The sequence below is a fragment of the bacterium genome, assembly GCA_021372615.1.
Lineage (GTDB): Bacteria > Armatimonadota > Zipacnadia > Zipacnadales > UBA11051 > JAJFUB01.
In genome coordinates this window covers 54,381-76,508 of sequence record JAJFUB010000090.1, presented here as the reverse complement: position 1 = coordinate 76,508, position 22,128 = coordinate 54,381, and the positions used below count along the sequence as shown (strand labels likewise).

Annotated in this window: 10 protein-coding genes; 4 read left to right on the top strand and 6 right to left on the bottom strand. The window is 68.2% G+C overall.

Translation table 11 applies throughout. From position 1 onward, the window contains the following. Positions 1-6 precede the first annotated feature (6 nt). The gene (locus LLH23_13435; GenBank protein MCE5239473.1) at positions 7-1,449 is read left to right on the top strand and encodes a hypothetical protein; all 1,443 of its coding nucleotides are present in this window, start codon (positions 7-9) and stop codon (positions 1,447-1,449) included. Between the two features lie 95 nt (positions 1,450-1,544). Here LLH23_13435 and LLH23_13430 read toward each other — a convergent pair whose 3' ends face one another. After that, the gene (locus LLH23_13430) at positions 1,545-5,480 is read right to left on the bottom strand and encodes a hypothetical protein (GenBank protein MCE5239472.1); all 3,936 of its coding nucleotides are present in this window, start codon (positions 5,478-5,480) and stop codon (positions 1,545-1,547) included. A 169-nt stretch (positions 5,481-5,649) separates the two neighbouring features. On the opposite strand from LLH23_13430, the gene LLH23_13425 reads away from it, so the two are divergent. The 3 genes from LLH23_13425 (at position 5,650) to LLH23_13415 (ending at position 13,364) form a co-directional block, all read left to right on the top strand. Continuing rightward, positions 5,650-9,018: a DUF6259 domain-containing protein gene (locus tag LLH23_13425; GenBank protein ID MCE5239471.1), complete on the top strand. Its 3,369-nt coding sequence runs from the start codon at positions 5,650-5,652 to the stop codon at positions 9,016-9,018. A 16-nt stretch (positions 9,019-9,034) separates the two neighbouring features. Beyond that, positions 9,035-11,422 carry a BNR repeat-containing protein gene (locus LLH23_13420; protein MCE5239470.1) on the top strand — a complete coding sequence of 796 codons (2,388 nt, stop codon included), beginning with the start codon at positions 9,035-9,037 and terminating at the stop codon, positions 11,420-11,422. A gap of 274 nt (positions 11,423-11,696) precedes the next feature. Then, on the top strand, positions 11,697-13,364 hold the full coding sequence (locus LLH23_13415) for an alkaline phosphatase family protein (GenBank protein ID MCE5239469.1): 1,668 nt from the start codon (positions 11,697-11,699) through the stop codon (positions 13,362-13,364). A 121-nt stretch (positions 13,365-13,485) separates the two neighbouring features. Here the strand turns inward: LLH23_13415 and LLH23_13410 are convergent, their stop codons facing one another. From LLH23_13410 to LLH23_13390, 5 genes are all read right to left on the bottom strand, one after another. Next, positions 13,486-14,511, bottom strand: coding sequence for a rod shape-determining protein (locus LLH23_13410; protein MCE5239468.1), 1,026 nt, complete (start codon positions 14,509-14,511; stop codon positions 13,486-13,488). A gap of 111 nt (positions 14,512-14,622) precedes the next feature. Then, positions 14,623-15,912, bottom strand: a complete 1,290-nt coding sequence (locus LLH23_13405; GenBank protein MCE5239467.1) for a dihydroorotase — start codon at positions 15,910-15,912, stop codon at positions 14,623-14,625. A 72-nt stretch (positions 15,913-15,984) separates the two neighbouring features. Next, positions 15,985-17,196: a PKD domain-containing protein gene (locus LLH23_13400; GenBank protein MCE5239466.1), complete on the bottom strand. Its 1,212-nt coding sequence runs from the start codon at positions 17,194-17,196 to the stop codon at positions 15,985-15,987. 143 nt (positions 17,197-17,339) lie between these two features. Beyond that, positions 17,340-18,476: a radical SAM family heme chaperone HemW gene (hemW, locus tag LLH23_13395; GenBank protein ID MCE5239465.1), complete on the bottom strand. Its 1,137-nt coding sequence runs from the start codon at positions 18,474-18,476 to the stop codon at positions 17,340-17,342. A gap of 148 nt (positions 18,477-18,624) precedes the next feature. Then, positions 18,625-22,098, bottom strand: a complete 3,474-nt coding sequence (locus LLH23_13390) for a DUF4838 domain-containing protein (protein MCE5239464.1) — start codon at positions 22,096-22,098, stop codon at positions 18,625-18,627. Between the last annotated feature and the right edge of the window lie 30 nt (positions 22,099-22,128).

Below are 22,128 nucleotides of genomic sequence, written 5' to 3'. Positions count from 1 at the left end.
GCTGCCATGATAGACGTCGTCTTCGCCTTTGATGTCGAGGATGTCGTCAATCCCGCTTCGGATGATGCTGCCCTGCGCCTGTCGCAGATCTTCACCGAGGAGGAAGTCCCCTGCTCGATGTTCATCGCGGGCGAGAAGGCGCGCACCATGCGCCAGCGCGGGCGACGGGATGTGCTGGCAGCCCTCAGTCAGCATGAGGTCTGCACCCATGGCAACTACTGGGCCGACTTCCCCATCCCCGCACTCGTGTACGGGCAGGAGATGCCGTGGGACAAGGCGGTCAAGTACGCCCTCAGCGTCGAGCTGCCCGGCCTGCACGACCTGGCGGAGATGACCGGCCAGTTCCCCGTCGCGTGGTGCTGCCACCAGGCGCAGCAGTCCGCCCCGCTGCAGTACGCACTCAAGCTCGCCGGGGTGCGCTGTTGGGCGGGCGGGCCCCGCGGCTGGATCATGAACTGGCTGTCGTGGCCGCGCAGCAACTGCGTGATCTCGAACCAGGGCACGTGCCAGCAGCGTGTGGACTACCTGCACTTCGACCGCCTCAAGCCCCCCGCCGACCCCGAGGCCGACCTGCGCGCCGTGCAGGAGCAGTTCGAGGCGATGGCCCAGACGAGGAGCTTCATCAGCTTCGCCGGCCATCCCGTCTGCTTCGTCACGTCCGAGTGGGCGCTCGACGAATGGGCGGTGCTCTTCCGCAAGGGCGTGCATGGCCCGTTCCCCCGCCCGGCGCACTTTGCGCCTCAGCAGCCCCGGTCGCCCGAGGACCAGGAGGCGGCGTACACGTTCGTGCGCAAGCTCCTGCGGTGGATCAAGGGCGTCGGCGGGGTGAACCTGACGAACTACACGCAACTGTGCGAGCGCGACGAAGAGGACCCGGTGCAGTGGCTGACGTGGGAGCAGGTCGGGGAGCTGGCGCAGCGGGTGCTGGCGGACTTCAACTACACGACGGCCTTCGGCACGAGCTTCTCGTGCGCCGACATGCTGGGCCTGTTCTGCTTCGCCGTGGACTACGCCTGGCGCAACCACTGCTGGCCCGACCGCCTTCCGGTCCAGCGCCTGCTCGGGCCGACGGAGCCCCCGCTGCACCTGGACCGGCCGCTGACGATCAAGCGCGAGGACATCGTGGCCGGGGCCGCGGCACAGTATGCGATCATGATGGACGAGCGGCGCCTGGCGGGGAGACTGAAGGCCAGCTTCACCGACGTAGGCCCCGCGGAGTTCCTGCACGTGCTGGCGGAGTTCATTGCCCAGAGCCAGGCGCAAGGCGACATGCCGCTGGAGGTGAGCATCCCGGCGATGCCGCTGTACCCGAAGGTGGTTGACGAGCCGGCCATCACGGAGCGTCGCTTCGGCTCCACCAGCAGCCCGGCGGGCCTGAGCCACGAGAAGCTGTGGGAGATGCTGCGGTGGCAGGCGTGGAGCTACCGGCCGGCAGTGGCGCGACGATAGGGCAGGCACGCGCTGTAGGGCGGGGGCTCGTACCCCGCCCTGTCGTTCGCTTGGTGCCATGCGGGGCGGGGTACGAGCTCCCGCCCTACACGACCCTACTCCACCTCAAACCACGCCTCTGGCGACAGCGCCAGGTACGGCGGCACGCCCTCCAGGCTGATGCCGATGTCGCCGGCCGCGGTCAGGATCACGCTCCAGATCTTGCCCGTCTGGGTGGCCGGGGGCTTGATCGTCAGTGTGCCCAGTTCGGGATGGCCGGGCGGCGGGCCACCGGCCGCGGGAGCCGCGCCGACGATCAGGGCCGCGCCGGGGTTGTTGCCCTGGAAGGTCCCCGCGACCTGTTCGGCCGGGTCGAGCACCACCGCCCCGTATGGGCCCGTGTGTACGCCCACGAGCCTGAGGCTGAACTCCTTGGTCCCCTGCGGCACCATGAAGTAGAAGCGCGACCGGCCGACCCCGCCGATGCGAAAGTCGGCACTCGTCTGCGCCACGATCTGCACGTGATCGCCTGACAGTGACCACACGCCGCGCTGGTCGTCATCAATGATGACCTTGTACTGCACCGCGCCCTTCCCCGTCACCGGCACGGTGAACTCGTGGGCCTCGTCGGTGCTGCACTTGTTCTGCCAGACGACCTGCCTGCCGAGGCCCAGCACCTGGACGGTCGCGAACTCCGCGCGCTTGTTCATCGCGCCATGCGGGGTGCGCCGCAGCGTCAGCTCCGCCATGTCCAGCGTGTTCTCGACGTAGAAGACCTTCTGGTCCGGCGCGCGGACGCTGTGGCGGTCGCTGGTGGCGGTGCGGATGAGCAGCCTCGCCATGCTCTCGGGGCTGCCATCCAGGACGTTCACGCCCTTGTCGGGCAGTGTCCGGGCGTAGTACTGCTGCAACTCGGCGAGCGTGCCGCTGGTGAAGAAGATGAACTGCGCCATGCCCTTGCCGCTGCCGCCCGGTGACGACGAGGTCGCCGCCGCCATCGCCTCGCTGGCAATGTGCAGCAACTGCTCGTTCTTGGTCACGCGCCCGACGTACGCCAGCGCCCCGATGATGAGCTGGTCCAGCGAGGTGGACGCCTTGTACAGCGGCGTGCCGTCGGCCTTGCACGAGTACGGCCAGCCGCCCGCCTTCTCGTCGAAGCACTTGGCCACCCACGCGGCCCCCGCCTCCAGCGACTTGAGCACCGCCGGGTCCTGGGTCTCCTCGTGGTAGGCCTGCAGGCCGCCCAGCAGGATGCCGATCAGGAACAGGTTGTTGCCCACGGCGCCCTGCTCCCAGCCCGCATGGTCCTTCGGCAGCACATGCGGCCACGCGCCGCCCTGATCGAGCTTCTGCTCCTTGAGCGCCACGGCCACGATCTTCTTGGCTGCGTCGAGATACACCGGGTCGTACGTGGCCTTGTACACCGCCATGATCGCGCGCAGCGACCACCCGGCCGAGCGCTCGTGGGTGCCCAGGGCGGTGAAGCTGGGCGCCATCGCCCAGGCCACGTGCTCGCCGAAGGCCAGGCCCGACTCCATCGCGCGCGGGTTGCCGGTGAGCATCCAGTCATCCATCAGCCCGTCGCACCAGTTGTGCCCGTTGGAGGCTGTGTACATGCCGTCGTAGCGGCACGACCAGGTGCTGCGCTCGGTGATCTCCGTCCACGCGCCCGTGTGGCCAATGGAGTGCGGAGGGTTGGCGCCGACGTTGCGGAGGTCCGGGTAGAACCAGATGGTGTCCACGTCGGCGCGGTGTTGAGCAGTCTTGGTGGCCCAGCGGAACAGGTCGCGGTTGCCGGTGCGGACGAACTGCATGAAGAGTCCGTGGGCCAGGTCGTACTCGTTGTTACCCCAGTTGCGCCCGCGCTCGCCGAACCAGTCGCCGTAGTTGAGGAAGCCGTACTCGCGCGAGCGCGCCTTCTCGGCCATGTAGTTGGCGTAGCTGTCCGTCACGAACTTGTCCCACTGGGCGAACTGCTTGCCCCGCGGCACGGCCACGGGCCCGATGGCCCGGGTCTCGGCGTACCATGTGGCGGGGATGACGGGGACGACGGGCACCTGGGCCTCGGCCCACAGCTCCTCCGGCTTCAACTTGCCGGAGAAGTCGAGGCTGATCTTCTCGGTGAAGGCCATGCCCCACTTGAAGCGGTACTTGCCCTCGCACAGGTTGAACATGGCCCAGTAGGGGAGGTCCTTGCCATAGTCGGCTGAGGGCTGCTGGGGCAGGAGATCGAAGACCACCTGCCCGTCCTGCAGGCGGATACCCTTGGGGTAACGTTGCCAGAAGTCGTGGATGACGGCGCCGCCGCCGTTCCACGTCACGACCCCGGCGCCCCGGCCGTCGTGGGAGCGGTCACCGACCGCGACCGAGTTCTCATCCCACTGCGTCACGCTGTCGGAGGGGCCGGCTACTAGCCGGCTCGCCGTCCCTTCGAGGTACGTCGTCAGCTGGCCGACACCCGCCGTGGGCTTCAGCGCGAGGCTCAGGGACGTCACGTCGGTGAACTCCGTCTTCTGCCAGTCATTCAGCGTCGTGATCGCGGTCTCCACCAGCGGCGAGCCGGCCCGGAACGTCATCCGCGCGGTATACCGCATGTATGTCGAGCCATCGGCAGCGGTGTAGGCGCCCTCGGCGCGGATGACGGCCTTCCGCCAACCATTCTGCTCGACGATGACGCGGTCGGGCTTGCTCAGGCCCATTGAGAAGGTCTTGCCGCTCTCGTCCACGATGCTCGCGCCGGCCTGGTCCATGGTGGCTCGCAGTGGATTGCCATCCACGATCCATGTGCTGATCAGGCCGCCCTGCTGGACATCGGCGAAGGGGCGGAACTTGTCCGTAGGGATGCTGAACCGGAGGGTGGGCATCGTCTTCTCGTCGGTCGGCAGCGCCGAGACGAAGGCCTCGATGCTGGACGGATTCCCGAAGGCGACCCGCCCTCTGCCGCTGGTCTCATCCGACCGCACCACCTTGCTGCCACAGACCACCGCTAACGTCTTCCTCTCCCCCGCCGCCAGCGGCACTGTCGCATCAATCAGCACCCACTTGAGGCTGTCATCGGGCCAGAAGCCCGTCGCCGTGAACTGCGCCGGGACCTCCTTGTTGCCATCCACCAGCTTGATCTTGTCCAGACTGAACAGCGCGCCCTGCGGCAGGGGGAAGCCGAAGCTGAGGATGGCCGCCTGCCGCGCCACGTTGGCCTCTTCGAGCAGCTCCACCGGCACCCGCCGCATGTCCACGCTGCCCCGCTTGCCCGGCTGGCGGCCCTGGCTCAAATACTGCACCTGCGGGCGCTCGCGGCCGAACTGGATGGGCGTAACAGGCTTGACCTGGTCCTCGCGCAGGCCCTTGTCGGATAGCTTCTCGTAGAAGACCTTGTCGCCGAAGTAACGGTACTCGGACGGGCTGCGGCTGATGCCGCCACGTCCGAGCGCGAGCTTCGGCACGGTTGCCGTGGAGAGCGCGAACGGCGCGACGACATGGGGTGTGCCGTCGCCTCGGCCGCCTTCGCGTTGGCTCAGCAGATGCAGACCGACCGGGAGCTTGCCATCCGCCGCCTGCTTGAAGGGGGCGTCAATGGCGACGTAGAGCACATTGCCGTCCCTGGCCATCCGGGCGCCGGTGTTGCCGTTGTCGTGGCCGCCGTAGAAGGTGAAGCTGAGGTTCCGGTCAGCGAAGATGAACATGGTATCTACGCCGCCGTGGTACTGGTCCACGCGCCCGGTCTTCGGGTCGTTGTCCAGGTCGGCATAGATGATGAAGGTGCAGCCCATGAAGTCCACGGGGCGCGCGAAGGTGAGCTTCAGCAGCACCCGCTGGCCGCCGACGTGGCAGCCCTCGAGGCTGAGGATGTCGGGCGCGGCCGTCTTGGCCTGCTCGTCGGTGAGCTTCTGGTCGGGACTACTCTGGATGAGCACGAGGTTCTGCTTGACCTGGGGCAGCAGGCCCAGTTGCGTCTCGATCTCGTCCGAGATGCCGTCGCCGTCGGTGTCGGCAGCCAGCGCGAGGCTGGTGGCCAGCAGGGCAGTCAAAAGGGCGAGGGTCACTGTGCGCATGGTGTGTCACCTATGGGATGAGACTTGGGTGGCGTCCAGGATCACGGCGTCGCGGCGTGCGTGTGCGCCACTATCAGGTTCGCGCTTCGACGGATGCCAACCTGCGAGGCAGGCGTTACACACCGCGAGGGCGAACATGGGGCCATCGCGTCCGCACGGAGAAGACCCCATGCAGAGACTGGCTCCCGCCGCCCTCGCGCTCCTCGTCGTCACCGCCGCCTGCGCCCAGGAGCCGTTCCTGGCCGTGCGTGTGCAGGCGCCTTCGGGGGTGTCGGCCCCGGTGCTTCCCGTGATCGCCTCCGTTCCGCTCGGGGATGCGCGCCGGGCCTGGGGCGTGGAGCCTCGCAGCGGCCTGATCGGAGCGGCCGAGCGCCTCGGTGACCAAGTGCGGGCCGTCCCGGCGCAGTTGGACATCGTCGGCCAGCAGGCGCAGATCGCACTGCTGCTGCCCTCCCAGCCGGCGGGCGAACGCACCATCCGTCTCGCCCCCGTCAAGCCTCCGACGACGCCAACGGAGGCGACGCTACAGGTCACCCGCGATGGCCAGGCTGTGACGATTACCAACGCCACCTACGTCATCACCCACGATCCCGCCAAGAACGGCGGCCTGCCCTCCCGGATCGTCTTCCCGCAGACCGGCAAGGTCTTCGACAGCTTCCAGCTCAACGACCGCCTGCACAGCAAGCAGCCGGGGATGGGCGGCTTCCGCCTGGGGGATGACAAGGCCCCACAAGTCACCGTCACTGCCGCCGGGCCGCTGTATGCAGAGATGCGGGTCAAGGCCCGTTACCTCCAGGGCGCCAAGGAGCCGCCGGGCAAGGCCCGCGCCGTCTACACCTACAGCTACTTCGCCGGCCTGCCCAACATCCGCCTGACGGCGAGCATCGCCCAGGATGAGACCTTCGACTGGAACGAGCTGCACTGCTTCGAGCTGTTCTTCAAGGACGACTCGTTCACCCACTATGTCAGCGACACGGAGCCCCTGGCCCCGTTCAAGGACGAGGCCAAGAGCCACGGGGGTGCCCAGTGGGGCGCGCTCGTGGACGGCAAGAACGCCATCGCCCTGCTCGGCTTCCCCCGGATCTACGACGGCAAGAACGACTATGGGCGCTACCTGCACGGCCCGTGGGTGGGCTGGAACAGGTCCACGGAGGCCTTTGTCCTGGACCTGTGGATCGGCGCGGCCGACGACCCGGCCCGGGCCATCGCCAGCGCCGCGCAGGCCCGACAGCCGTTGCTCAGCGGCACCGTCTACTCCGCGAAGCTGCTGGGGCAAGTGGCGACGATCCGCCAGCGCAGCCAGACCCAACCACGCCTGGGCTGGATGTTGTCCCTGCTCGAAGGGGCGATGCGGCAGCACGCCATCGTGCTGAGCGAAGCGGAGCGGGCCGCAGACGGGATTCTCGTGCGCAAAGCGGACGCGCGGGAGCCGCTGACACTGGGCGACCGCTCCATGCTGCTGGCGGCCCGGCAGCGTCTGGCCCTTGCCGCGGCGCCGGACCACAGCCACCTCATCAGCCTCTACGACCTCGACCACGGGCGCGAACTGCTGTCGGCGCCGGCCCTGTGGTTCCGTCTGGAGCTGGCCAACGCCGAGGGGACCAGGCGCACCCTCGACAGCATGGACTTCGCGATCCCCGCGCCCGTCCCGCAGCCCTTCCCGCCGACGGCGCCGAAGTTGCCGCCCGCGCCGCTCGACCTGCGCTTCCGCTGCAAGCGCGACAGCTTCCCGGGGCTGGAGGTGGTCATCCGGCCCACGCTCGGCGCTGACCGGCTCTCCTGGTCGCTGGCGGTGAACAGAGTACCGTCCGGCTGGAGCCTGCTGAGCGTCACGTCACCCGTGGTGGAAGTCGGCGCCCTGGGCGGCGATCCGGGCGATGACCGGCTGCTGCTGCCCAACGGCTTCGGGCGCGCCTACCCCACGCTCAACGGCACCCGCTACCGGGGCAACTACCCCAGCGGCAACTGCGCCATGCAGTGGATGGCCGTCACGGACGGCGCCAGCGGCCTGTACGTGGGCGCCCACGACGCGACGGCGTCCACGAAGTTCCTGGACACCCAGGGCACGGCCGGGGAGCCGCGGACGCCGCTGAGCATCATCGTCCCGGCGTCGAACGCTACCGTGCCCGGCAACAACTTCACCGTGCCCGGCGAGTTCGTCCTCGCGGTCGTGGACGGGGGCTACTTCCCGGCCTGCCGCCTGTACCGCCGCTGGCTCGACCGCAACGCCCCGTGGTGGCCGGAGCCGGGCAAGTTCTCCCGCTCGGACTACCCGACATGGCTGACGAAGATCCAGACCTGGGTGGAGTGGGGCGCGGGCTACGCGGACAAGACCGTGCCGCAGACCAAGGCCTTCGCCGAGGCGATGGGCACCCCCACGGCCATCCACTGGTACAACTGGCACCAGATCCCGTTTGACAACGACTACCCGCACTACTTCCCGACCAAGCCCGGCTTCCGCGAGGGCGTCCGGGAGCTGCAGCAGGCCGGGATTCGCGTCATGCCGTACATCAACGGCCGCCTGTGGGACACTGACACTGAGGACTTCAAGGCGGAGGCCTTCAAGTACGCCACCAAGCGCGAGGACGGCAAGCCCTACATCGAGGTCTACGGCTCCAAGCAGGAGTTGGCCCCGATGTGCGTCCACACGGCGTACTGGCAGGACAAGGTGCGGGAGATCGTGCTGAAGCTCGTGAGCGAAGAGGGCGTGGATGCCGTCTACATAGACCAGGTGGCGGCCGCCCATGCCGTGCTGTGCTACGACAAGAGCCACGGCCACCCGCTGGCGGGAGGCCACTGGTGGGTGGACGGTTACTGGAAGATGCTCGGGGCCCTGCAGCAGGAGATCGCGCGCGTCAACCCCGACAAGATGCTGACCACCGAGTCCAACGCCGAGTCGTATGCGAAGTACTTCGATGCCTACCTGATGTGCAATGACAACTCGGACTACGACGTGCCGCTCTTCCCGGCCGTGTATGGCGGCAAGATCCTCATGTTCGGGACGTACATGGCGAACTCGGACTGGCAGGACCTGACGCTGATGGCCGTGCGGCAGGGCAAGCTCTTCGCGTTCGGAGCACAGCTGTGGTGGAGCGACCCCAACATCGTCAAGAACGAGCAGGCGACCAGATGGCTGCGCGACGTCGCCCAATTGCGCCAGCGCGTCAACGAGTTCTTCGTCCACGGGCAGATGGCCGCCCCGCCGGCGTTCGCCGAGCCGATCCCCACACTGGAGACCCCGTGGCGTCAGTGGGGGAACACGCTCATCGCGATCCACACCCCCGAACTATGGGCCACGGCCTGGCGGCTGGAGGACGGTCGCCTGCTCATCGCGCTGGTCAACTTGCCCAAGCAGGACCGGACGCTCACGCTGCGCTTCGAGCCCACCGCCTATGGGCTGAAGTCCACCGCGCAGGTGAGGATCGAGCGCATGACGCCTGGCGGCGTCGCCGAGACCCTGAGCAAGCAGGGCAAGTTCGTCCTGCCGATCAAGCTCGGACCCGCCGAGGCCACGGCCCTGGTCATCACGCCACAGTAGAGAACAGGAGCCTGCGATGCGAGCCACAGCAGTTGTCTGCCTGACCCTGGGGGTGGTGCTGTCGTCCTTCGCGGTGGCGGCCACACTGCCGCCGGTCGTGCGCGGGGGGCACGGCGTATGGCTGCGCGTGGACGCGGGGGCGCTCCAACTCAAGCTCTACAAGCGCGACCTGAACATCTACGAGGGCGAGGACACGCTACACGCCGCCCTCTATGACCCGCAGCGACGGATGGTCGCCACTCTGGACCTGCCCGATGGCGCCCAGCCGCGCGGGAAGGCCGCGGAGGCCTTGCAGTCCGCCGAGGTCAAGCTGCCGGATGCAGCCCCCGGCGTCTACCGGCTGCAGATCAGCGGCAGCGGCGACTGTGTCTGGGGCCTGGACACGAACGCGCCGGGGGCCGTCGTGCAGGGCGACATCACGCTCAACGACGGGGCCATCGCCGGGCGGCTGCTCTTCGCGCCACCGGCCGACAAGTTCACGATCAAGGCCCAGGCGCTGCACGACCCCGGCCGTCAGCAGATGCCCCTGCTCGACGACAGGCAACAGACGCTGAAGACGTTCGACCTGGGCAAGACCGGGGTGGATGATGTCTTCGAGGCGCCCGCCGGGGAGCGCACCGGCCTGTGGCGGCTCGACATCGCGCACATGCACGTGAAGATCGTCCCCAGCAAGGCGTTCCTGTGGACACTCGACACCAGCGCCTGGTTCGAGGCGTCTGCAACCCGCTGGATGCTGGTCCCGTACCGCCAGGCCCGCTACCTGCAGCCGGGCGGCAGCACCGCCGTCACCGTCGCCCTGCGCAACAGCACTGCCGCCGAGGCAGCCTTCGCCGTCCGCGCGTCGGCTCCGCCCGAGGTCAAGGTGAGCGTTGCCGGGCCGTCACTGCCCGTGACGGTCAAGCCGGGCGACAAGTGTGCCGTGACGCTGCAGGTCACGCTGGCGCCACAAGCCAAGGCCGGAGCAGTGTTCCCGGTCACCGTTACGGCGCAGGCTGTGGCCAACCCGGCGGTCATCACCAGCGCCGGAGTGGAGGTGCGCGTTGGCGCGTCCCCCGTAGGGCGCAGTCTCGCCCTCCCCATCGCCCTCCAGCCGTACGAGCACGAGAGCTTCCAGTTCGGCTACGCCCCGGACTTCGAGCCCAATGAGGTGTACTTCGACCTGCACAACAGCCCCGTGATGCGCCAGCGCACCGAGCACCGCACACTGTCCACGGGCCTGCAGGTGCTCGAGAACGGGCGCTTCGTCGAGCGCTCCTTCATGGACGCGATCAAGGCCGCCTATCCCACGTACAAGGGCATGTACGGTGCGTCCGGCTTCCTGGGCGCCAAGGTGGCCTTCGACGGCGCCGGCTGGGCCCACACCATGCTGCGTATCGGCATCGAGGGTGGCAACCGCCTCCTGCTGCTGGCCACGCCGGACATGGGGCGCTCGTGGCAGGTCGCCGAGGTGCCCGGCTCGGCCTTCGACATCGAGCAGTTCACGGGCCACAACGCGCTGCAACAGACCCCGCCGGTTCTGGCGTATGTGTTCGTCAAGGAACACCCGGCAACGTTCGCAGCCTACCACGACCTGTTCCTGTACCTACCCCGTCTGCAGGGCGGCAGGATCGTGCTCGGCGACCCGGTCAAGGTGGCGGAGAACTGCGTGGGGTCGTGCCAGCACTCCGGCGGCCCCGCCTCGACGTCCACCCGCGACGGCAAGACCCACATCGTGTGGGGGGAGATCGCGCCCGACGACGCGCCGGGGGTGCCGACGTACGTAGCCACGTACGATCAGGCGACGGGCAAGGTCAGCGAGAAGGTGCTCCTGGGGTACGCGCCGCCGGTCAATGACGTCCACAATGTCCCCGCCATCTGCCAGGACAGCCAGGGGTACATCCACGTCATCCTCGGCTCGCACGGCCAGCCCTTCCAGTACGTGCGGTCGCTGCGCCCCAACGACGCCAGCGCCTGGACGAAGCCGGAGCCGGTGCTGTCGGCCGGCTACGTAGACGACAAGACGGGCCCGCAGGGGCAGGGACGCCAAACCTACTGCTCGCTCGTCTGCGGCCCCGACGACACGCTGTACATCGCCTACCGCCAGTGGCGGCGCAACGCGGACCCGTTCCACCCCGATCAGATCTACGCGGCCCTGTCAGTCCAGAGCAAACCCAAGGAAGGTCCCTGGGGGCCGGCGCAGCCCATGGTCGTGCCGCCCGTGCCCGGCTACTCGATCTACTACCACAAGCTGACGATAGACCGGCGCGGACGCCTGTTCCTCTCCTACAGCCACTGGACGAACGATGTGTACCAGGAAGACTGGCCGGACCTGTACCACAACCGCGCCCTCGTCATGTCGGCGGACGGCGGCAAGACCTGGAAGCTGGCCACCACCGACGACCTCGCCGCCCCCCTGCGTCCGTAGCCTCTGCATTGGCTCAACACGACCCCATCTTTTTCCTCAAGAATCCGGTTTCGGAGACCCCAGAAAGGGGGAATATAGGTGGAGCACGCCTCGTCGCTATGCACGTACTTCCATTCCCTGTCAGTAAGCGCTGGCGAGGCGACAAGGATCACAGTCGTGGTATCGGCAGGCAAGTGACCTTGCGCCGGGCCTCACGCCAAGTTCCCCGCTGGTGACAGATCGGGCCCGCCCTGTTCGGGGCGGGAGGCGCTGGGGGACGACGCGAGGTGTCACCTTGCCGGCCCATCATCATCCGCTCTGGATCATCGGCCTAGACGGTCTCGAACCATCCCTCCTGCAGCGCTGGGCTGCGGAGGGGCATCTGCCTACCCTCGCCTCGTGCATGAGCCGGGGATCGCACGGTCGTCTGCTGTCGACGCCCAACCAACTGACGTCTTCGGCGTGGGTCACGGCCGCGACCGGCTGCGGCCCCGCGCACCACGGCGTCTACAACTTCCAGGAGCGGGTGCCAGGCGAATACCGTCTGCGGTTGCCGACGGCTCTGGACCGGTCGTTACCTGCCTTCTGGGAGACCGCGAGCGCGGCTGGGCGCACCGTCATTGCGGCCCGGGTGCCGATGAGCTACCCCGTGCGCCCCGTGCGCGGCCTGCAGGTGTCCGACTGGCTGGCCCCGTCTCCCCACGCTCCCGGCTTCGCCTACCCCGACACCCTCGCCCGCGATCTCCAGCGACGCTACAACGCGGCCTTTTGGCTGGAGCCCGTTGACCTGCTGCATTCGCGCAGTCAGCGCCACATCCTCCAGGGCCTCCTCGACAGCGTGGACACGAACTTCGAGTTCTTCGACTACCTGCTCGCGCGTGAGCAGGCCGACCTGTTCTTCGGGGTCGTCCGCGAGACAGACATCGCCGGCCACGCCTTCTGGGATTACCTGGTGGGTCGGCGCGACGAGCGCGACCCGGACCTGGGCGAGGAGCTGTCCGGAGCGATCCTGCAGGTCTACCAGCGTGTGGACCGACGCCTCGGCGAGATGCTCGAACACATGCCGCCGGGAGCCAACCTGCTCATCGTGTCGGACCACGGCATGGGCGACCACCCGCAGGCGCCCGACTATCTGCGGCCGCTCCTCGAGGAGGCGGGCCTCATGGTCCGCCAGCCCGCGCCCCCACCCCAGGCGCTCGGCTGGCGGCGACGGGCGCGCAACGCGGTCGCCGGATGCATCCCCTGGCACCTGCGCCGTCGCTTCCGGCCTCTGGACGCCGCCACCTGGTCGCTTGGGTTCACGCAGTCGCATATCTCACAGATAGACTTCGCCCGCAGTCGGGCCTTCAGCTACACGGTGAACCCTAGCGGCGAGGTCTGGCTGAACCTACAGGGCCGCGAGCCGCTGGGCATGGTCGCCCCGGGCGCACCCCAGGAGGAACTGGAAGACGCCATCATCGAGATGTTCGTGGGCTTGCACGACACTGCTACGGGCCGGCCGCTCGTGGCGCAGGTATGGCGGCGCGACGAAATGTTCGACGGCCCGCATGCTGACATCATGGCCGACCTGCACGTGCAGTTCGACGCGGATGCTCCGGTGCAAGGGGTGAGGACGCGCTTCGAGGGGCGGGAGATCGAGCCCACGCCCATCCTGAGGCCCCCGATCGTGCAGGGCTTCCACCGGCCCTATGGGTCCCTTGTCGCCTGTGGCCCAGCGATTGCCTGTCGCCCGGAACCGGTGTCGGGCACGCTGAGGGACCTGGCCCCGACTGCCCTGGCGCTCATGGGGCTACCGGTGCCGCGGTACATGGAGGGACGGATTCTGAGCGAGGCCCTGGCTCCGCTCTCACCCAAGCACTATGCGCCGCCGCCACCCTCGGTTGCGGCGCCCACGGACTCCGGATACACGTCGCCCGAGCTGGCGCGGGTGGAGAGCCGCCTGTCGGGGCTGGGGTACATCTGAGCGGCCTGCCGCTCAGCGCAATGGCACCCGCCAGAAGGCGTAGATGCACGTGCGCGGCCCTTGCTGCCGGTGCGGCTCTTGTCTGCGGGGTGGGGTGCTGCAGCGGTAGTGGAGCGATGACCTAGAACATCGAGGAGACAGTGCCGAACCGACGCCCGCCCAGCGACAGGGCCTGCATGTCATTGACGATGGACTGCAGCCCCAGGACGGTGCAGGACATGGGGTCGGTAGCCACACGCACAGGCAGCCCCAGCCACTCGGCCATGTGCTCAGCCAGGCCCTTCAGCAGCGCTGTGCCACCGGTGAGGACGATGCCATTGGCCCCCAGCTCGGCCCGCGGCTTGGGCGGCAGTTCCTCGATGAGCCAGGCAATCTCGTCGTATACCGGCTGCAGCGTCGCTGCGACCACAGCGGGGATGTCGTCGAGGCTCACGTCGTACGCCTGCAGCTCGTCGGTTGAGGTGGAGAAGCCGCTGTTGTTGCCGCTAAGCAGGGGGTCCACGGCGCCGACCTGGATCTTCATCTCTTCGGCGGTGGTGGTGCTGATGCGGATGCTCTGAGTACGCTTGACGTGCCGCACGATGGCCTCGTCAATCCGGTCGCCGGCGACCGGCGGCGAGGCGCCCGCCGTCAAGAGCCCCATCGAGACGGCGCCGATGTCGGTTGCCCCGGCGCCGATATCCACGACGAATTGTGTCTCAATCGTGTCCAATGACACGCCGGCGCCAATGGCCGCTGCCAGAGCCTTCTGGATGACCAGGATACGACCTCCGCCGGCCGCGCGGATCGCGTCCTGCAGGGCGCGCTGCTCCACGGCCGTCGCCCCCGTGGGGCAGGCCGTCACGACGACGGGGTTGAGCATCGGGCGCCGCCCCAACGCCTGGTGGATGAAGTGCCGCAGTAGCATGACGGCGGCGTCAAAGTCCGCGATCACGCCCTCCCGGATCGGCTGGACGACGCGCACCCCCTCCACTGCCCGCTCCTGCAGCCGCCGGGCCTCCAGACCGAACGCGACCGGCCGCCGCCGGCCTTCAGCGTAGGCCACCAGAGCGGGCTCCCGCACCACCACTCCCCCCTGCTTCAGGGATATGTGGAGGTTCGCGGTGCCGACGTCTATGGCCAGCTCTTCAGCCCACGGCAGATTCATGCACCCTCCAAGGCAATTCGGTAGGCTACGACCTCACAGGCCCCGGGAACGCCCCCGCTAGACGGATATTTTAGTACAAGACACCCCCAAAAGGCAATCCTCGGGGCCGGATCACGGCACGGCCTTGCCGTCGTGGTACACCACCGATGCACCCACAACCGTGCCCCAGACCCGGCCGGTAAGGGTCTCGCCGGCGAACGGTGTGTTCCGCCCGCGGGACAGGAAAGCGGAGGGCTGGACCGTCCAGGAGGCGTGCGGATCAATGATGACCAGGTCCGCAGTAGCTCCCGGGACCAGCCCTCCGGCGGGCAGCCCCAGCACCCGCGCCGGTGTAGCTGTCAGCGGCAGCAGCCTTTGCGGCAGCCCCAGGCCCTCCGGCAGGGCCGTGAGGGTCACGGCCAGCGCCGTCTCCAGGCCTACCACGCCGAAAGGCGCCCGCTCAAGCCCCAGGGCCTTCTCGGCCGGCGTGTGCGGGGCGTGGTCGGTGGCGATCACCGACAGGAGGCCCTCGGCGACAGCCGCCGCCACAGCCTGGCGGTCGGCTTCCGACCGCAGCGGCGGGTTCATCTTCGCGTCGGTCCCGTGCTCAAGCACTGCCTCATCGGTCAGGGCGAAGTAGTGGGGGGCCGTCTCGGCCGAGAGACGCCCCTGCCAGTGCGGCATGGCCCGGCGCAGCGCCGCGACGGTCTCTGCCGTGGAGACATGAGCCAGGTGGAGGCGGGCACCGAGGTCGTGGAGCTCCAACCAGCTCTCGGCCGCGAGGCTCTCGGCGCGTCCCGGCTGGCCGGCAACGCCCAGGCGGTGGCTCGCCGCGCCCTCGTTCATCGGCGCGCCACGGCTGAGGGACTTGTCCTCGCAGTGGGCGATGAAGGGCAGTCCGGCGGCAGCGGCGGCCGCCAGGGCCTGCCGGCGGTGCTTCTGCTCGGGCAGCGGGAAGGCGTCGTCGGTGAGCGCCACGCAGCCGGCGGCTTTGAGGGCCAGGGCGTCGGAGGGGCGGTCGGGGTCGTTGTCGAGGCTGATCGCCCCGATGACGTGGACGTGGCAGGCGGCATCGCGACGGATGATCTCCTGCACCTCCCGAACGCGCTCGGGGCGGTCCAGAGATGGGTCAGTGTTCGGCATGCAACAGACCGTGGTGAAGCCCCCGGCAACGGCGGCCCGGGTGCCACTGGCGATCGTCTCCTTGTGCGTCTGACCGGGCTCGCGCAGGTGGACATGGATGTCCACCAGCCCCGGAGCCACGACCCGCCCGGCGACGTCGAGCGTCTCCCCGTTTGGCCTCTGCTCGCCCGGCGGACGCACCGCGGCGACACGACCGTCGGCGATGAACACATCGGCCGGAGCGGCGAAGCCGCTGCCCGGATCCACGACGAAGCCGCCTGTGAGCGTGAGTGCGTGCATGGGGCGCCTCAAGCAAAAGCCCTCCGGGAAGGGAGGGCTTCAGTGGTGTCTACCGGGACCGCGGTCTTCTGTCTACTTCTTCACCAGGATGTCCACATGGGCGACTTGGGTGAGCTTCTGGTTGCCGGGGTCGGTGACGGTCAGGGTCACGGTGTAGAACCCCTCTTCCATGAACTTCCAGGTCGCTGTGCGGCCGGTGGCGTCATCCTGGATGCCGTCCCAGTCGTCGAAATCCCAGCGGTAGCGCGCGGGAGCGTTGTTCGGCTGGTCGGCAGCGGTGAAGCTGACTTCCTCCTTCATCTTCACCGTGCGGTTCTCGCCGATCTCGGCCTTCAGCGGCTGGGCCTCGCTCAGCATCTGCACCCGCCCCACCCACATGTAGTCCTTCGCGTCGCCGAAGATCGCCACGGCCTGCAACTCCTTGGCGTCGGCAGCGCCGGGACCGCCCATCTTCGCGAACGGGATGGCTACGCGGTACCACCCGTCGGTGACTTCCTGGGTGGTGTCAATCGGCACGAGTTCGGAAGCGATCTGCCCCTTGTCGGTCACCAGAACGACGCGGACCTTGGTGATCGCGGGGCTGGTCTCGACCTGGGGCTGGACCATGCCGGGCATCTGCCCCTCCATGCCTGGCATTCCGGGCATTCCCGGCATCCCGGGCATTCCCGGCATCCCGGGCATCCCCGCCATACCCGGCTCCATGGGCATCCCCGGCGCCCCGGGCATCCCGGGGGCTCCTGGCATTCCAGGGGGCATCCCGGCACCCGGCATCCCAGGGGCACCCGGCATTCCGGGGGGCATCCCGGCACCCGGCATACCTGGCTCCATGGGCATCCCCGGCGCTCCGGGCATCCCCGGCATCCCCGGCATCCCCGGCATTCCGGGAGCGCCCGGCATCCCCGGCATGCCCTCGGCGCCAGGCATCCCCGGCATGCCGCCAGCGCCGGGCAGCGGCTGGGTCGCCACGGGCGTCTCGTGCGGCTTGACGGTCAGGACGAGGAACGATCCCTCCCGGTTGCCCAGGAAGGGGGTGATGTCCGAGGCTTCCTTGAGCCGCAGTGACCCGCCCTCGTGGTAGCCCGTTGTGTCCACACGCAGGCTGTCCTTGGAGAAGAGCTTCTCGGCCTTGTCCTGCTTGATCTTCCCCGATCCCCAGGGGGCCAGAGTCACCTTGTCAAGGCTGCCGCCGTAGATGGTGAGTTCGCTGTCGGCGTAGCAGACAGCGGCCAGCGCCATGGCACCGATGGCGATGGCGACGACCCAGAGCTTCTGTGGCATGACCATGTGGACACCCTCTTTGGGATGGATCACAAGTAGTGTGGCGGAATCGGCGACACCTGTCAAGATTGTAGAGTCAGAGGTAGCCTGGTTTGTTCCGCGGGCTTGCCTCGTTCTCCTGCCCACTCCCCCCATGCACCCCACGCACCTCACATGAACATCTGTACGATCTCGCTGTGGAGTAGGAACCCCTGGACCGGGGTGAGCACCAGCCGCTCTCGCTCCGGCTCGACGAGCCCCGCCTCGATGAGCGCCTGCACCCGCAGTTCGTAGCGGCTGGGATCCAACCCGAAGTCGTGGCAGAAAGTGTGCAGGTCCAGCCCGTCGCTGGTCCGGAGGGCCAGCATCAGCACTTCCAGGGCGCGACGGCGCTCATCCAGCGCCTCTCGCTGCACCAGTGCGGGCGGCAGGCCCGCCAGCACGCGCTCGGCCCAGCGCCGCGGATCGGGCTCGCTCTTGATGCGGAAGCCGTTGAGGTAGCTTGTGGCCCCGGCGCCCAGGCCGGCGTACTCGCCGTTGCGCCAGTAGTTCTCGCTGTGCCGGCAGCGCCGGCCGGGCCGGGCGTAGTTGGAGATCTCGTAGTGCTCGTACCCCGCGGCCGTGAGGGTCCGGTGGGTGCGCTCGTACATCTCGGTCGCCACGGCCTCCCCGGCAGGCTCCAGGTGGTCCTGGGACACCTGCCGCTGCAGCGGCGTGCCCTCCTCGATGCTCAGGCCGTAGCACGACACGTGTTCCGGGCCCCAGAAGACGACCTCATCCAGCGTCTTCTGCCAGGCCTGGGGGCTCTGACCGGGCAGACAGTTGATGAGGTCGAGTGACAGGTTGTCAAAGCCCGCCGCCCGGGCGGCCGCCACAGCCTCGCGCGCCTGCTCGGCGCTATGCCGTCGCCCCAGCAGCCGCAACTCGGCGTCGTCGAGGGACTGCACGCCCAGGCTCAGCCGGTTGAACCCCATCTCACGCAGGAACTGCAGCCCCTGGGCGGTCACGGTGCCCGGGTTGGCCTCGATGCTGATCTCCGCGTCCGGAGCGACATGGGACGAGCGGCGCACCGTGTCCAGCAACTGGCCCAGGTGCCCCGGGTCGTACACGGTAGGTGTGCCGCCCCCCAGGTACACGGTGTGAAACAGGCGCTCGTTGTAGTGCCCGCCGCAACGCCGTATCTCCCGCAGCAGCGCGACATAGTAGTCTTCGCGCTGGCGCTCGTCCGCGACGATCGAGTTGAAGTCGCAATACGCGCACTTGGAGAGACAGAAGGGGAGATGAATGTACAGGGAGGTGGGGGTCATGGTGCGGTGGGTTGACGGATCGTTGAGTCGATGAGTCGCTGACGCGATGGGAGTCGTGGGGTATCCACTTCGGCCCTACGGGCTACGGCGGACACCCCACGGCTCTGGCTATTTCACTCCTTGCCTATCCACTTGCCGCTTGCCGCCCCTACTTCCTGATCTCGAAGCTCTGGCGCAGGCTGACACTCTCCTGGGGTTTGAGCGTCACTTCGCGGCCGAACAGCTCCAGGTTCACGCGGGACTGGTGGCCGGCGCGGTTGAGCAGCGCCTGAGCGACGTCCGCGCGCTCGAACCGGTTGATGAGCGTCAGGCCCGTGCCGGCATCCACGATCTCCCACTGGCCCGCCGGCATCTCGTCCTCGCGCAGCCACTGGTCGCGCTCGGCCTTGGGGTCTGACGGGTTCGCCAGCTTGATCGTCACCGTCTTGCCGTCGGCCTTCAGCACGCGAACGGAGCACTGCTCGGTCGAGCTGACCGCGAACTCCGGGTGGCTGCGCAGACAGGCTGCGACCGGCTGGGCGCTGCCGTTGGTGAGGGTCGAGGTGATCGTCAGCACCGCTCCGTCGGGGGCCAGTTCGAGCTTCCGCTGCAGGGCCAGCCCGTTCCGCAGGACGCCCTTGAGCGTCACCGACCGGTCGGTCTTGTCGCTGGCCATGTAGCTCTCGCTCCAGCCGGCGGAGCGATAGTCGCCCTGGCTGTACTCCTCGTAGCCGCCCTCGGCGGGCGACAGGGCCTCCGGCGTCCCCGCCACGCGGATGAGCGCCCGCTGGTCGGGCAGGTAGGTCATCCGCCAGATGCGTCCGCCCAGCGCCGGGATCAGGTCCACCTTGAGCTGGCTGTTGCGGAGTGTGACGATCTGCAGCTCCCGGGGCTGGCGGGGCACGGACGCCAGCCAGCCGTCCAGGTCGGAGCTGCCGCCGCCCTCCCGCACCTTCGTCACGCCGGCGGCATGGCCGATCTGACCGAAGCGGTCGAGCAGGCTGCTGACATCCTGCCCCTCGGTCTGCACCAGTTTGCCGTCGCGTTCCACGAACGAGCCGGAGGTGCCCAGGACGATCTGGGCGTACATGATCGGCAGCCGCGCGACCTGCACGCGCTGCAGCAGCACGGGGTCGCTCGCCACCGCCCCCTCAGCCTCGTCGAACAGCACGTTGGCCCGGCTGATGACATCCGGGAAGACGTAGACCTTCGGGTGGGTGTAGATCTGCACGTGCAGCTTAGGCACCTGCTGCACCGACTCGTGGATGAGCTTCAGGTACGCCAGCACCTGCGGCGCGGCGGCGCCGTAGTACGCCGCGCAGAACTCGTCAATCGCCTTCTGCGTGTCGTACTTCGGGTCCCACAGCGTCTTGGCGATGATGTAGTTGCGGAGCTCCTGCAACTCCGAGCCCTTTGTGTAGTAGCACGACTCCTCGTAGATGCCCTTCACCCCGTTGCCCATGAAGAAGTTGATGTTGGGCTTGAGGACCTCCAGGTTCGGGAACGGGCAGATGGAGTGGGCGTAGTTGATGACGTAGTCCCAGATCCACAGCCGGTCGCAGATCTTGCTCCAGCCGCGGATGTCGTCGGCAAAGGTCTTGTTGAACGGGTCATCGCCGAGCGGGTGGATGAAGCAGCACTCGATGCTGCACAGGCAGATGATGACATTCGGGCGGGGCTTCGTGATCTTCGGCGGCTTCCGCGTGTACTGGTAGGCCAGCGTCTCGATCGCCACGTCCGGGTACTCGTCCTTGATGTCGTCGGCGATGGCGTTGCAGAAGCGGACGACCGGGCCGGCCTGGCTCCCCTCTTCCTCGACGATGCGCTTGCAGTTGTCGCATTCGCACGGGTAGTGGGTGTCATTCTGAGAGACGGAGAAGACCTTCATGTCCGGGTGCTGCTTGATCCACTGCCGCACGCCCGCGATGCAGATCTTCAGCACTTCGGGGTTGGTCAGACAGAGCTGCGCATAGCCTGACTGACGCTTGCCGCCGATCAGCGAGAAGTACTCGGGGTGGGTGGCGTAGTACTTCTCGGGCGGGCACAGGCTCTGGAAGGTGTGGGCGAGGCTGTGAACGCCCTTGCGCCCGCCTTGCTCCACGGTCATCTGGTGGTTGTTGCCGTTCAGGCGGCAGCGCACGCCGAAGTCGCCCGGCCGGGCGCATGGGTAGTCGCCCGCGCGGAACTCCAGCGGCGGAATGTACCGGCGGTCCAGCTTGCCTACCTTGATCGTGCCGGTCTTCGGCCACGTCGAGCAGTCCGGCGTGAACCACCGGCACCCGAGGTTGTCTTCCAGGAAGGTGTAGACCGCGTACAGCACGCCCCGCTGGTTGCCGGCGAGAATGAGCGACGAGCCGGCGCTCTTGAGCTGTATGCCCTCCAGCCCCAGCGTGTCGAACTTGACGCCCGCCGCGAGCGCCTTGCGCGTCTTGCCCACGTACAGGCCCTGCTTGGCGTCCTTCTCCGGGGCGATGGCAAACAGCTTGCCGGTCACAAGTTCGAGATGATAGCGGAGGTCGCGCGCGGCGTAGCACTCCTGCGCGGTCGGGTCGTCCGGGATCACGATGGCGGCGGTCTGCGGATCGAGGGTCTTGCCGCCCAGGCGGATGGTGCAACTGCCGAGTTCGGAAGCGCGCTTCTGCAAGAGAGCCTCCTGTTCGCCCAGCTTCGCTGCGGCCTTCTGCAGCTCTGCCCGGGCCGGGGAGTCCGCCGGCAGGTCCTGCAGCGCCGCCTGGAGGGCGGCCTGGGACTGCCGCACCTGCTCCAGGCCTTCGCCGGTGCTCGCCAGCGGGTCAGTGGCCTGGTTGGCCGACAGGATCATCTGCGCCGAGCGGCCCACCCGCTGGTCCTTCGGGTTCAGCTTCAACGCCTCCAGGGCGATGCCCCGGCGCTCGCCCGGCATGTCGGCCGTGATCTCGGTGAAGACCTCATAGCCCTTGGCGTAGGTCGGCCCGCCGTAGGCCACGACCTGCACGACGTAGGGGCGCCGCCGGGTCGGGTCCGTAGTGGCGCGGGCGAGGACCGTCGCGAGGTCGGCGTGGATGAGGCCCGTGGCCTGCTCCATGAGCTTCGCAGCCCCCGCGAGGTCCCCCTGCACAACCAGCCAGCGTCCCAGCAGGCGTGTCTCGTCGTCGGTCCGTTTCGTCTTGGCCGCGATCTCGGCCATGACCTGTGCCGGCTCGGCGATCTTCTCCACGACGATGTCGTCGGCCCAGCCCTCGCAGTTTTCGGCCTCGATGTAGGCCAGAGGGTGCACGTACATGGTGCTGTTCGGGGTGACGAAAGTCAGCTCCGACTGTTTCCACTCGTCCGTGGCGGGAGCAGGCCGGGACGAACAGAAGGCCCACTCATAGCTGTCCCAACTGTAGCAGAAGGGGGCCGAGTACCCGCCTTTGCCGAGTCTGGCCTTCACCCACACCGCGACCCTGTAGCGCGCAAAGGGCTCGACGGTGACCGCCCCGTTGCCGAAGGCGCTCCAGTGATCGCGCGGCCCCACCTTGAGGTACGCCGCGCGCTCTCCCGTCCGGGACACGCCCGCGACGCCGGAGGCCTCGAAGGAGGGGTCGGGATAGATGTTCGGAGCAGCCTGGGCCAGGCCCAGCGCGAGAGCGAGCAACAGGACGGCCGAGAGGAGACGAAGCATGGGGCACCTCGGGTGGGGAGTGTGAGGGGG